Origin of the sequence: Kitasatospora sp. NPDC092039, from assembly GCF_044756065.1 — a bacterium.
GTDB lineage: Bacteria > Actinomycetota > Actinomycetes > Streptomycetales > Streptomycetaceae > Kitasatospora.
On sequence record NZ_JBIVSD010000006.1, the window covers coordinates 15,897 to 27,978 of the forward strand.

Genomic DNA, 12,082 nt, shown 5'->3' on the forward strand with positions numbered 1-12,082 from the left:
CCGCGACCGAGCGACGACCGTCTCGGCCAGTCACGGGCAGGCCGGCGGCCCGGTTGCCGGGGCGCCGGCAGGTCACGGCGGGCGGTTCCGCCCGGCCCTCCTCCCGCCGGGGGGCGGGGGCCGGGTGGCGGGTTCAACCGGTCGGGGTGGGGGCGGGGGCGTAGCCGGCGGGGCGGGTGGTGAAGGTGCCGCGGCCCTGGGTGCGGCTGCGCAGGCGGGTGGCGTAGCCGAAGAGTTCGGCGAGCGGCACCAGGGCGGTGGCCTTGGCGGTGGCTCCGGGGCCGGGGCCGGGGCCGGGGTGGGTGGAGCGGATGTGGCCGCGGCGGGCGGCGAGGTCGCCCAGGACGGCGCCCAGCGCGTCCTGGGGCACGGTGACGTCGACTTCGGCGAGCGGTTCCAGCACGTGCGTGCGTGAGGCGCGCAGGGCTTCGCCCAGGCCGAGGCGGGCGGCGGTGCGCAGGGCGGGTCCGGAGGACTCCTGGGGGTGGGTGGCGCCGTCGGTGAGGGTGACGGCGACGCCGGTGACGGGGTGTCCGGCGAGCGGGCCGTGGGTGAGGGCGTCGCGGCAGCCGGCCTCGACGGCCTGGACGTACTCGTGCGGCAGGCGGGCGCCGGCGACGGTGGAGGTGAAGGTGAAGTCCTCCTCGGTGCCGGGCGCCAGGGGGTGGACGTCGAGGACGAGGCGGGTGAACCGGGCGGTGGCGCCGTCCTGTTCGGTGTGGCGGTGGACGAAGCCGGTGACGCCCTCGGTCAGGGCCTCGCGCAGGGCGACGTGCGGGCGGCCGGTCACCACCTCGACGCCGCTGTCGCGCCGGGTCTTCTCCACCGCGGCGGCCAGGTGCAGTTCGCCCAGGCCGGACAGGGTGCGCCGGCCGGTGTCGGGGTCGGTGGCCACGCGCAGCGAGGGGTCCTCCTCGGCGAGGCGGGCGAGGGCGGCGGCGAGCCTGTCGGTGTCGGCGGCGGTGCGGGCCTCGACGGCGACGGTGACGACGGGTTCGGCGTGCGCGGGTGCTTCCAGGGCGATGGGGTGCTCGGGGTCGCACAGGGTGGCGCCGGCGCGGGTGTGGCGGGGGCCGGCGACGGCGACGATGTCGCCGGGCAGGGCGTGGTCGGTCTCGGCGTGGTGGACGGTCAGGATGCGGGCGACGCGTTCGCGGCGGCTGGTGGTGGTGTCGAGCACGGTGTCGCCCGTACGCAGGGTGCCGGCGTACAGGCGCAGGTGGGTCAGGCGTGCGGTGGGGGCGGCGGTGACCCTGAACACCAGGGCGGTCAGGGGCTGGCGGGGGTCGGCGCGGCGGTGCTGGGTGCGGTCGGCGCTGTAGGTGGGCGGGACGTCGAGGGGGGAGGGCAGGTAGGCGACGGCGGCGTCCAGGAGCGGTTCGATGCCGCGGTTGCGGTAGGCGGAGCCGCACAGCACCACGACGGCCTCGCCGGTGCGGGTGAGGTCGCGCAGGGCGGTGGTGAGGGTGTCGGTGGTGAGGGCACCGGTGGCGCAGTACTCCTCCAGGGCGCGGGGGTGCAGTTCGGCCACCGCCTCCTCCAGGGCGCGCCGGCGCCGGGCCGTGGCGGTGTGCAGGTGGGCGGGGACCGGTCCCCGGGCCGGGGTGCCGTCGTCGTGCCAGGTGAGGGCGCGCAGGTGGACGAGGTCGACGACGCCGGTGAACGAGTCCTCGGTGCCGATGGGCAGTTGGACGGGGAGCGGGTGCGGGTGCAGGCGCCGGCGGATGTCGGCGACGGCGGTGTCCAGGTCGGCGCCGGCGCGGTCGAGTTTGTTGACGAAGGCGATGCGCGGCACGCCGTGGCGTTCGGCCTGGCGCCACACCGACTCGCTCTGCGGCTCGACGCCGGCGACCGCGTCGAACACCGCGATGGCGCCGTCCAGGACGCGCAGGCAGCGTTCGACCTCGCCGGCGAAGTCGATGTGGCCGGGGGTGTCGATGAGGGTGATGCGGTGTCCGGCCCAGTGGCAGCCGACGGCGGCGGCGAAGGCGGCGATGCCGGGTTCGCGTTCCCGGGGGCGGCAGTCGGTGACGGTGGTGCCCTCACCGGCCTCGCCGCGTTCGCGGGCGCGGCCGATGTCGGTGAGGTGGAGGATCCGCTCGGTGACGGTGGTCTGGCCGGCGTCAACGTGGGCGAGGATGCCGAGGTTGCGGACGGCGGCGATGCCCGCGGTCACCGCAGCGGCGGCGGTGCCGGCGGTGTCGGTGCTGCTGCTGCTGGGGGTGCGGGTGCGCATGGCCCGGGTGCCTTTCGGGGCGGTCACGTTCGGGTGGGCGCGCGATCGGGCGGGGCCGACGGCCGGTCGGACCGGGTTGCGCCGGGGGCCCGGTGCAACGGGGTCACAGGGCGGCGGCGCTCCGCTTCGCCATGGCCGCCCGCCCCCTTCCCTCGTTCGTCCGTCACGGTCGTCCCGGTCGTCGCGTCCGGCGCGTTGGATGTGTCCGTCGCGTCCGGCGCGGTGGACCGCGCGTCGGGGCGCGGCCGCGTGGCGAGTGTAGGGAAGCCGGGCCGAGCGGGGCGACGGGTTTTACCGGACGGCTTCGACCGGGTCCCAGCGGACGGCTCCAGCGGCTGCGGCGGGTGTTACGGGGCCGCGGTGCCCGGCGCCGTGAAGCGCAGTACGGGTTCGGACCAGCCGTCGTCGTCCACCCCGGCGTCCAGGGCGGCGCCGATGGCCCGTTCCTCGTAGCCGAAGTGCGAGTCCATGATGGCGGCGAGGCCGTCGAGTTCGCCGCCGATCGCCTGCAGGTCGGCGCCGGGGGTGGTGGCGGCCTGGTCGGCGAGGTGGCGCACCCGGGCGAGGATGTGGGTGATGAGGCCGTGGTCCTCGACGAGTTTGTCGATGGTGGGGGCCAGGTCGGGGCGTTCGCGCAGGAGTTGGGCGAAAAGTCCGCCGTCCTCGCCCTCGTGGTGGTTGGTCAGGGCGGTGCAGAAGGCCAGGCAGTGGGTGAGGAGGCGGTCGTCGCCGTCCGGCTGGGGGCGGCCGAGGCCGGCGCGCAGGTCGGCGAGGCGGCGGCGCAGGTCCTGGTGCGCGTCGGACAGTTGCCGGCTGAGAGCGGCCGTACGGCCGTGGGAGGGGGAGGCCACGGGGGTGGTCCCTTCGGTCGTGCACCTCCATGCCTGACGCAGTCCGTCACCGGCACGCGATGCCGGTGACATTCGATCATGTGCGGCGGCCGACGGGCAAGGAGGTTTCGGTGCGGGGGGTTTCGGTGCGGGGGTCGTCTGCGGGGCGCCGTGAGCGGGGGCGCGGGCGTGCGAGCAGGATCCCGGCGGCCACCAGGGCCAGGCCGATCGCCTGGCGTGTGCCGAAGGGGTCGCCGTCCAGTGCGGTGCCCAGCAGCACGCCGGTGAGCGGGTTGAGCAGTCCCAGCAGGCCGACCGTGCCGGCGGGCAGGTGACGCAGTCCGGCGAACCAGCAGGTGAAGGCGAGCGCGGTGGCGACCACGGTGGTGTAGCCGAAGGCGAGCAGGGTGGCGGCGTCCATGGGCGGGGGCGCGCCCTCGACGGCGGCGGCCGGCACCACCAGCAGCAGGGCGCCCGCGGTCAGCTGCCAGGCCGTGGCGGTGAGCGGGTCGGCGCCCTCGCGCCAGCGGGCGGCCAGCACGTAGCCGACGCAGGAGACCCCCATCGCCGCCGCCGAGGCGGCCAGCCCGGCCCAGCCGATCCCCCGGCCCGGCGCGGCCAGCGCCAGCGCCACCCCGGCCAGCCCCACCACCGCGCCCGCCAGGTGGGCACGGCGCGGGCGCTGACCGGCCAGCGCCCAGGCGGTGAGCAGCATCGCCAGCGGGGAGGCGGCCATGACGGTGGCGGCGGCGCTGGTGGGCAGCAGTTGGGAGGCGAGGTAGAGCAGGACGAAGAAGGCGGCGGTGTTGAGCAGTCCGAGCAGTGCGCTGCGCCACCACCAGGGGCCGCGCGGGCGGCGGCGGGCGACGGCGAGCAGCAGTAGGCCGGCGGGCAGGGCGCGCAGGGCGGCGCCCCACAGGGGGCGGTCGGCGGGCAGGTGGGCGTGGGTGACCCAGTAGTTGGCGCCCCAGGCGATGGGCGCGAGAGCGGTGAGCACGACCCACCGCGTAGTGGCTTCCATGGAAGACAATATAGCTTCCAGGGAAGCTACCGGGATAGGGTGGGCGCATGCCCAACCAGTCCATCCAGCCCGACCAGCCCAGTCAGCCCGACCAGCCCGCGGACCGCGTCGCCCGGATCCAGGCCCAGTGGCGGCGCGAACGCCCCGACCTCGACGTCGCCCCGCAGGCCGTCATCGGGCGCCTGCACCGCCTGGCCGCGCGCCTGAGCGCCGAGCTGGCCCTGGTCTACCGGCAATACGGCCTGGGCGAGGGCGAGTTCGACGTACTCGCCGCACTGCGCCGCGCCGGCGCCCCCTACGAGCGGGCCCCCGGCGAGCTCGCCGCGCACACCATGGTCACCACCGGGGCGATGACCAAACGCATCGACCGCCTGGAACGCGCCGCACTGGTGACCCGCCGCCCGGCCGCCGACGACCGGCGCGGGCGCGTGGTCGCCCTCACCGACGCCGGGCTGCGCCTGATCGACGAGGCGTTCACCGCCCACATGCGCAACGAGCACCGCCTGCTGGCCCACCTGAGCACCAAGGAGGCCCGCACCCTGCAGGACCTGCTCACCGCCTGGCAACACCGCCTCGACGGCGCCGAAGGCGGCGGCGAGGGCGGCGGCGAGGGCAGTGCCGCCGGGAACGCCGGAGGCGGCGCGGGGTGAGGTTCGAGGGAGCCCGCACGGCGGGCCGGACACCCGGGGGGCGGGCCGCCGCGAGGGCCCGCGGCCGGGCCGGATGCCCCACCCCGCCGTGCCCGCCCGTACCCGAACGGTCTACCGTTCCGGTATGCACACCGACCAACGCCCGTGGGACGTCCTGCTGATCGGCGGCGCCTCCGGCCTCGGCAAGAGCCGCGCCGCCGCCCGCCTGCGCGCCGAACACGGCGCGTTCGTGGTCGAGTTCGACGACGTCGTGGCCGCCCTGCAGGCCGCCACCACCCCCGCCGGCCACCCCGGCCTGCACCATTTCACCACCGTGCCCGACCCCGACGCACTCGGCGCCGACCGCGTCCTGGAACTCCAGATCGCCACCGCCCACGCCCTGGACGACGCACTGCTCGGCGTCGTACGCAACCGCCTCACCGTGGACGTACCCGCCATCGTGGAAGGCGACTACTTCACCCCCACCGCCGCCACTCGCGCCGCCGCCGAAGCCGCCGCACAGGGCCGCTGCGTGCGCGCGGTCTTCCTCCACGAACACGACCCGCTGCGCATCGGCGCCAACTACGCCGACCGGGAACCGCAGACCGGCCCGCAGCCCGAACGCGCCGCCGTCAGCGCCCGCTACAGCACCTGGCTCGCCGACCAGGCCCGCGCCCACGCACTGCCCGTGGTCGACTGCCGCCCCTACGCCACCCTGCCCGAACGCCTGACCGCCGCCCTGACCCGACCCCTGGCCTGACCCCAAGGCGGGCGGGACGGGGGCGGGCGGTCTGGACGGGCCCGCGGGTCTACGGGCCCGCGGGTCCGGCCGGTGTCATGCCGCCAGTGCGTCCTCGCGGTTCGAGACCAGCCCGGTACCCGGGTCGCTCCGCACCGCCGGCCGGGTGTGCCCGGTGTCGGGGGCCGGTGCCCCAGGTCAGGGCGAGCGCGGTGAACAACTGACCGGCGCCGCAGTCGTGGTAGCGCACCTCCCAGCGGGTGGGCACGTCCTGGGCGCGCAGCACACCGTCGGCATGGTCGGCCTCCCCCAGGCGGCCGGCCGCCGGCGCAGGTCCTCGGGGAGGCAGCGGACGCGCAACTGGTCGCCGAGGTCGGCGGCGGCGTCGACGGCGTCGATTCAGGCGCCGTCGAAGTCGGCCACCCGGTCCGCTGCGGAGCCGGGGCCGTTGCCGCGTACGGCCTCGCCCGTGCCGTGGGGCACGGCACCTTCCCCCTCGTCGGGGCCGGGGGCGCGCTCCCGCCCCCGGCCGGTCGGTCGACCTGACCGGACCAACGAGCCGCCCCGACGAAGGTTGCGGCCCGAACCGTCCTCCCCCGCCGACCGGTGTCCGCGCCCGGCACCGGGCCGTCCGGTGTCAGTCCGGTGCCTGCCGTCCGTCGTCGTAGGCGGTGCGGGCCGCGAGCACCTGGGGCATGTGGCGCTCGGCCCAGTCCTTGATCTGCCGCATGAGCGGCAGCAGGTCGCGCCCGAGGCCGGTGAGCGCGTAGTCGACGCGAGCCGGCACCCCGGCGGTGACGGTGCGTTCGAGCAGGCCGTCGCGTTCCAGGGCGCGCAGGGTCTGGGTGAGCATCTTCTCGCTGACCCCGGCCAGGCGCCGGCGCAGGTCGCTGTAGCGCAGCGGCCCGTCGGCGAGGGCGTTGACGACCAGGCTGACCCACTTGTCGCCGATCCGGTCCAGGAGCTGGCGGGCGGGGCAGTGGGCGAGGTAGGCGTCGTAGTGGGCCGCCTCGGCGGCGCGGCGCTGGGCGGCGGTGGTGGTGGGCACCGGAGCGCTCTCCTTTCCGTACGGTACGCACCTTCGGGTGCGTCCTTCCCAGAGGAGAGTAACTCTCCTTAGGTTGGGCGCAGTTGCCGGGTTGTGAAAGGGGTGTGGGCGGTATGCGTGCCGTGGTGGTGCGGGAGTTCGGCGGTCCCGAGGTACTGGATCTGGTGGAGGTGGCACTGCCACAGCCCGGGCACGGGCAGGTACGGGTGCGGGTGGCGGCGGCCGGCGTCAACCCGGTGGACGCGGTCACCCGCTCGGGGGCGCTCGCCCGGGCCGGGCTGATGGCGCCCCGGGCCGTGACCGGCATCGGCTGGGACGTGGCCGGGGTCGTCGACGCCCTCGGCGCCGGCGTGACGCGCTTCACGCCCGGCCAACGGGTGGTGGGCCTGCGCGACCTCCTGGACACCGACCTCGGCACCTACGCCGAACACGTCGTACTGGACGCCGACGCCATGGCCCCCGCCCCCGCCGGAGCAAGCCTGGAACAGGCCGCGACCCTCCCGCTGGGCGGCCTCACCGCACTGCAGGCCCTGGACCTGCTCGACCTGCCGGCCGGCGCCACCGTCCTGGTCACCGGCGCGGCCGGCCACGTCGGCGGCTTCGCCGTCGAACTGGCCGCCCTGCGCGGCCTGCGGGTGGTCGCCCTCGCCGGACAGGACGACGAACACCTGGTACGGCGACTGGGCGCCGAATGGTTCGTACCACGCACTCACCCCGACATCGCCCGCGCCGTACGGGAATCGGTACCCGGCGGAGTCGACGGCGCGATCGACACCGCCCTGCTCGGCGTCCGCGCCCTGGCCGCGGTACGCCGACGCGGCGCCTTCGTCGCCGTCGCGGCCGACGCCGCACCCACCCCCCTACGCGGCATCCGGGTCGCCAACGTGTGGATCACCGCCGACGGCGAGGCCCTCGCCCGCCTGTCCGCCCTCGCCGGCGACGGCCACCTCACCCTCCGCGTCGCCGACACCCTCACCCTCCACCACGCCGCCCATGCCCACCACCGCCTCGAAACCGACCGCCTGCGCGGCCGCCTCGTCCTCACACCCTGACCGGCCCCGCAGGACGAGAACAAGCCCGCCCCCTGGACCAGGCACGGCCCCACCCCCGCCTCCAAGCCGCAGCGCTACGCGCGGTGCGCAGCGCACCGTACGCCGCGCACCGCCGGGCCCCCGAACAGCCCGGACAGCCGGACAACTCAGATGGTTCGGGCGGCCTCGGGCGGCCAGCGTGCCGGTGCCCTGTGGCGGCGGGCAGGCCGGCCGCGAAGCGCGCGCCGCGCCGGGCGGCCCCGCCCCCGGGCCCGGCGAGGGGAGGCCGGGCCCGGTCCGCCCTCCTACCGCGGGCCGTCATCCGCAACCGCCGTGGTGGTGGCGGCGGGTTGGCCGGGCTGTCCGCACGGCGTGCACCTGCGACTACCTCACCGGCGTCGAGCTGCGACTGGGGATCCACGAGGGCCTGCAGGTGGTAGAGAACCAGAACTCCGCCAACCAGGGCCGCTTCTACGGCAACGACGGCGACCCGGCTGGCTCGGACCAGGAGAGCCAGAAGGCCGGCACGCTCGCACTGCACCTGTTCCAGTCCACCCTGGTCCACGTCAACACCTGCTGATGCAGCAGGTCCTGGCCGACCCGAAGTGGGCCGACCAGCTCACCGCCGCCGACCGCCGGGCTTGTCGCCGCTGTTCTGGACGCACGTGAACCCGTACGGCCGGTTCGAACCCGACATGAACAGCCGTCTCGATCCCGGTCCCGCCACGGCCCATCCCCGTCCCATTGAACGGGTGAACCTCAGCCGGTAGCCGCCGGATGACGTCGGCTACCGGCTCAACCGCAGTCCGCGGGAGGTCAGTCGGTGTCCGTCGCGGCCAGTACGGCCAGGCGCCGACGGTCCGGTGCCAGGGCGGCCAGACCGATGTCCCAGGCCACTTGTTCGAACCACTTCGTGTCGGCGCCGAAGCCGTGCCAGACGCAGTCCCGCACACGGGCTTCGGCCTCGCCCGCGGTGGCGCCTTCAGGGCTTCCGGCCAGCGCGGCCAGGGACTGCCAGGCCGCCAGTCGGCCGTAGGCGCCATAGGAACCGGAGTTGTACGCCCCTCCCGTCGACGCCGCCGCGAAGAGCACTCGCCATGCCTGGGCCGGCGGGCGGACAGCGACCGACGGAGCCGTCTTCCTCCCCACCCCGCCCAGACACTCCAGTCCCAGGGTCAGCAGCGCACCCGGGACCAGCCGGGCGTCCAAGGGCTCGGCGAAGTCGAACACCCGTGCCTCGATGCGTCCGTTGGACTCTTCAGCCCAGTTCGCCACGGCCTTGGCCATCGCCGTGGCAGAGGCTTGTGTCGTCGTCTCCTCCGCCGACGGCACACGCGCGCTGCTGATCACCGCCGGTTCGCGGCCCTCCGACGGCCCGTACGGCATCGAGTGGCCACTGCCCCGGATGCTGTAGCTCGGCAGGTCCGCGGTTCGTTCCATGTCGGACAGGGTCAAGGGAAGCCAGCCCAGCGGGTGGTGACTCCAATGCGGTGATGTCGCCCAACCCGCGATCCCCGGCGTCTCCTCGACGACCACACCCCTGAGGACCAGCTCGTGGACCAGGCAGGCCCGGAGCTCCTCCGAAGCACGGCCGGTGAACGCCGCGGCCAGGTCCGTCGCCTCGTGGCTGGAGGCCAGCAACGAGGCGGTGTAGCGATCCAGTTTCGTGCTGGCGACCTCAGCCGAGGAGACCAGCCGCAGCGCTTGGGCGACATTCTCGGGACCTGTGGTGGTGGCCAACAGCCGAAGCAGATGGTCGAAGACGCTCCTGTACTGCCACATCTGCCCCCCGGCGCCGTGCGCCCTGGCGAGAGCGATGCCAAGGTCCGCAACGAAGGCGGCATCCCCCTGCGCGGCCCGGCCCTCGGCCACCGTACACACGCCGGTGACATCCTTCAGGTCCGGCAGCCCCGTCACGATCTTCTGTATCTGATCAGCCACGGCCCTGAGCCTACGCATCCGACCGCCCCAACTCCTCTCATGAACGGTCCTCTCCGGGAGGACGACCAAACGGTCCCCTGAGGGCCTCCCGGCCGCCCGCTCTCACGGCCCCCCGCGACAAGAACTTCTCCGAGAAGATCACCACCCGCATCCGGGGACGCTGGCCGGCGACCGGGGCCCTGACCGGCGACGACGGACCGGAACCCCACCAGGCAACCCGGCACCCACCCCGCCGCGCACGCGGCACCCGACGACCCGGGCGACCGACCGACCGACCACGCTGCTCTGGAAGAAGACGTGGCTGACGGCTCCGGATGCCGTCTTGCCGAACACCTCCAACCGGCCGTCCTGGTCGGCGCCCACCACCGGGTCCGTCACCAGCGCACGACCGAGCCGGCTCCAGTACGACCAAGTGCCGTCCGACGCCACCTGATGGAGGTCCAGCACGCCGGCACCGACGCACCGGGCGCCGCATAACCTGCCACAGGACCCGCGGAGACCGCGGTACAGCGGACCGCGGTGCGCGGTGGTGAAAACGCGGTGCGCAGTGGGGCCTCGCTGGGCACACTGGTTCGATGATCACCGACCACTGACCCCTGCGGGGCCTGCGGGTGGCCTCGCCCCGCCTGGAGCTGCGCCTGCCCACCGAGGACGAACTCGCCGAGGTCGCCGACGTCGCCGCGCGCGGCGTCCACCCGCCCGAGGACCGCCCGTTCCTGACGCCGTGGGGCGAGCTGGCGCCGGCCGAACGGGCCCGGCACGTGATGCAGCTGCACTGGCGGCGACTGGGCCGCTGGAGCGAGCAGGACTGGGCGCTGAACCTGGTCGCCTTCCACGAAGGGTGCCCCGTGGGCATCCAGGACATGCGCGCCAAGGAGTTCGGCGTGCGACGCGAGATCGTCTCCGGATCCTGGCTCGGCCTGGAGCACCAGGGCAAGGGCCTGGGCACCGAGATGCGCGCGGCGATGCTCCACCTGGCCTTCGCCGAGCTCGGCGCGCAGTCGGCGACCTCCCTGTCCTTCACCGACAACCACTCCTCGCTGGCCGTCTCCCGCCGGCTCGGCTACCACGACGACGGCATCGACCGCGACGTCCTGGACGGACGGGTAGTCGTCTCCCAACGACTGCGCCTGACCCCCGAAGCCTGGGCCGAACACGCCCGTACCCCGGTCACCGTCACCGGCCTGACCACCGCCTGCCGCACCCTCTTCGGCCTCCCCCACTGACCGTCACCCACCAACGGCCCACGGCCCACGGCCCGCAGCCGCCCACGCCACAGCACCTCCGCCCGGCGACCCGGCTTACGGCCAACACACCCCACACACAGCGACCCGCGACCACAGCGGACCGTACGCAGCACAGCCCCCGGCGGGCAGAAGCCAAGCCGACCCGCAGGGCCAGGACACAACGCCGAACCCACCACAGACCGAACCCCCACCCCACAGCCCCGACATTGACGCCCGCCCCCGCCGCACAGGAAGTCGGACCCGCCGACTTCCTGTGCGGCGGCGCCGTGCGGCCAGGGCCAAGTGCAGCGGCCGACCCGCGCCACGCCGGTGCCGCCGACTTCCCGCTCCCCACGGCCCTGATGACCACAGCCGGCACACGAGGGGATTTCAGAGACGAGGATTCGCTACTCGGTCGTGGCCGATGCTTCCCGCTCCCTCCGGCGCCACTCGTACCCTGAGGCGCGCCGAGTAACCAGCACCACGACTCGTACTCGTCGACGGGTCCCACCCGGTCGGCGCCGTCGATGCAGCGCGGATCGTTCCGCTCGGCCAGTCCGTGGACGGCCCAGATCCGGGTCTGCTGGTCCTCGTCATCGAGCAGATCGGCCAGGGTGTCCCCGAGGGCGGGTTCCGGATTCAGGCTGTACGCGAGCCGGTGGCCGGCGGCTTGGCGAACGGAGGAGTCGGCGTCCCGGGCCAGTGGAAGCAGGGCGTTCAGCCCGCGACGACTCGCCAGCCTCTCAACCGGACAGGTCACGAAGTCGCACTGGAGCACCAACGCCACGACAGCGAAGGGAACTTGCTTCCTCCGCACAGGAAGTCGGACCCGCCGACTTCCCACTCCCCCACGGCCCGGCAGCGGCCGCTCCGGCGAACGCACCAGCAGCGGGCCGGGCGCAGCGCGGCCCGCTGGGGCGGGAGGCGAGCGGCCCGCAGGGCCGGGCGCGACGGCGGATCCGCTGGAGGCCGAGACGGACTGTGCGGCAGGCGCGTCGGGCGGCCGCAGCCGTCCCGCCCGGGGCGGGCGCTGCCTACGGTGCGGGGGTCGCGGCCGCGGTGAGGAGTGCGTCGAGCAGTCCGGGGAAGCGGGTGTCGAGGTCGGTGCGGCGCAGGCTGACGAGGCGGTTGCGGCCGGCGACGCGGGTGGTGGTGACGCCGGCCTCGCGCAGGACCCGCATGTGGTGGGAGACGGTCGACTTGTGGAGGTGTTCCAGGCCCAGGCCGCGTGGGTCGCAGGAGTGTTCGCCGCCGTCGGCGTAGCTGAGCAGCAGGGTCATGCGCACGGGGTCGCCGAGGGCGTGCAGGACGGTGACGAGGTCGATGTCGGCGGTGGCGGGCTGGGGAAGCCGTTCGTCGTCGTGCATGGCGCGCGCTCCTG

12 protein-coding genes are annotated in these 12,082 nt (G+C 74.8%); 5 read left to right on the forward strand and 7 right to left on the reverse strand.

Features of this window, described 5'->3' with window-relative positions:
* Positions 1–133 precede the first annotated feature (133 nt).
* From ACIQI7_RS14075 to ACIQI7_RS14085, 3 genes are all read right to left on the reverse strand, one after another.
* On the reverse strand, positions 134–2,236 hold the full coding sequence (locus tag ACIQI7_RS14075) for an elongation factor G (protein WP_401108914.1): 2,103 nt from the start codon (positions 2,234–2,236) through the stop codon (positions 134–136).
* A gap of 347 nt (positions 2,237–2,583) precedes the next feature.
* Positions 2,584–3,087, reverse strand: a complete 504-nt coding sequence (locus ACIQI7_RS14080; RefSeq protein ID WP_401108915.1) for a hemerythrin domain-containing protein — start codon at positions 3,085–3,087, stop codon at positions 2,584–2,586.
* 76 nt (positions 3,088–3,163) lie between these two features.
* Positions 3,164–4,087 (reverse strand): DMT family transporter, encoded by a 924-nt coding sequence (locus ACIQI7_RS14085; protein WP_401108918.1) that lies wholly within the window; start codon positions 4,085–4,087, stop codon positions 3,164–3,166.
* A 47-nt stretch (positions 4,088–4,134) separates the two neighbouring features.
* Here ACIQI7_RS14085 and ACIQI7_RS14090 point away from each other — a divergent pair, with 47 nt between their 5' ends.
* Both ACIQI7_RS14090 and ACIQI7_RS14095 read left to right on the forward strand, forming a co-directional pair.
* Entirely contained in the window at positions 4,135–4,737 is a 603-nt protein-coding gene (locus ACIQI7_RS14090) for a MarR family winged helix-turn-helix transcriptional regulator (protein WP_401108921.1), read from the forward strand.
* A 124-nt stretch (positions 4,738–4,861) separates the two neighbouring features.
* Positions 4,862–5,476, forward strand: a complete 615-nt coding sequence (locus ACIQI7_RS14095; protein ID WP_401108924.1) for an AAA family ATPase — start codon at positions 4,862–4,864, stop codon at positions 5,474–5,476.
* A 616-nt stretch (positions 5,477–6,092) separates the two neighbouring features.
* On the opposite strand, the gene ACIQI7_RS14100 is transcribed toward ACIQI7_RS14095, so the two are convergent.
* Positions 6,093–6,503 (reverse strand): winged helix-turn-helix transcriptional regulator, encoded by a 411-nt coding sequence (locus ACIQI7_RS14100; RefSeq protein ID WP_387760558.1) that lies wholly within the window; start codon positions 6,501–6,503, stop codon positions 6,093–6,095.
* A 113-nt stretch (positions 6,504–6,616) separates the two neighbouring features.
* Here ACIQI7_RS14100 and ACIQI7_RS14105 point away from each other — a divergent pair, with 113 nt between their 5' ends.
* Both ACIQI7_RS14105 and ACIQI7_RS14110 read left to right on the forward strand, forming a co-directional pair.
* A complete protein-coding gene (locus tag ACIQI7_RS14105) occupies positions 6,617–7,555 on the forward strand; it encodes an NADP-dependent oxidoreductase (protein WP_401108927.1) in 939 nt (312 codons plus the stop codon).
* Positions 7,497–8,114 (forward strand): Tn3 family transposase, encoded by a 618-nt coding sequence (locus tag ACIQI7_RS14110; protein WP_401108929.1) that lies wholly within the window; start codon positions 7,497–7,499, stop codon positions 8,112–8,114. The genes ACIQI7_RS14105 and ACIQI7_RS14110 overlap by 59 nt, the downstream gene beginning before the upstream one ends.
* A 236-nt stretch (positions 8,115–8,350) precedes the next feature.
* Here ACIQI7_RS14110 and ACIQI7_RS14115 read toward each other — a convergent pair whose 3' ends face one another.
* Positions 8,351–9,475 carry a DUF6183 family protein gene (locus tag ACIQI7_RS14115; protein ID WP_401108931.1) on the reverse strand — a complete coding sequence of 375 codons (1,125 nt, stop codon included), beginning with the start codon at positions 9,473–9,475 and terminating at the stop codon, positions 8,351–8,353.
* 611 nt (positions 9,476–10,086) lie between these two features.
* Between ACIQI7_RS14115 and ACIQI7_RS14120 the strand changes: the two genes are divergently transcribed.
* Positions 10,087–10,701 carry a GNAT family N-acetyltransferase gene (locus ACIQI7_RS14120; protein WP_401108934.1) on the forward strand — a complete coding sequence of 205 codons (615 nt, stop codon included), beginning with the start codon at positions 10,087–10,089 and terminating at the stop codon, positions 10,699–10,701.
* Here the strand turns inward: ACIQI7_RS14120 and ACIQI7_RS14125 are convergent.
* Complete coding sequence (locus tag ACIQI7_RS14125; RefSeq protein ID WP_401108936.1) at positions 10,652–11,584, reverse strand: HEAT repeat domain-containing protein; 933 nt, start codon at positions 11,582–11,584, stop codon at positions 10,652–10,654. The two genes, ACIQI7_RS14120 and ACIQI7_RS14125, sit on opposite strands and share 50 nt — an antisense overlap.
* A gap of 151 nt (positions 11,585–11,735) precedes the next feature.
* Positions 11,736–12,068: an ArsR/SmtB family transcription factor gene (locus tag ACIQI7_RS14130; protein ID WP_401108939.1), complete on the reverse strand. Its 333-nt coding sequence runs from the start codon at positions 12,066–12,068 to the stop codon at positions 11,736–11,738.
* Positions 12,069–12,082: the final 14 nt, after the last annotated feature.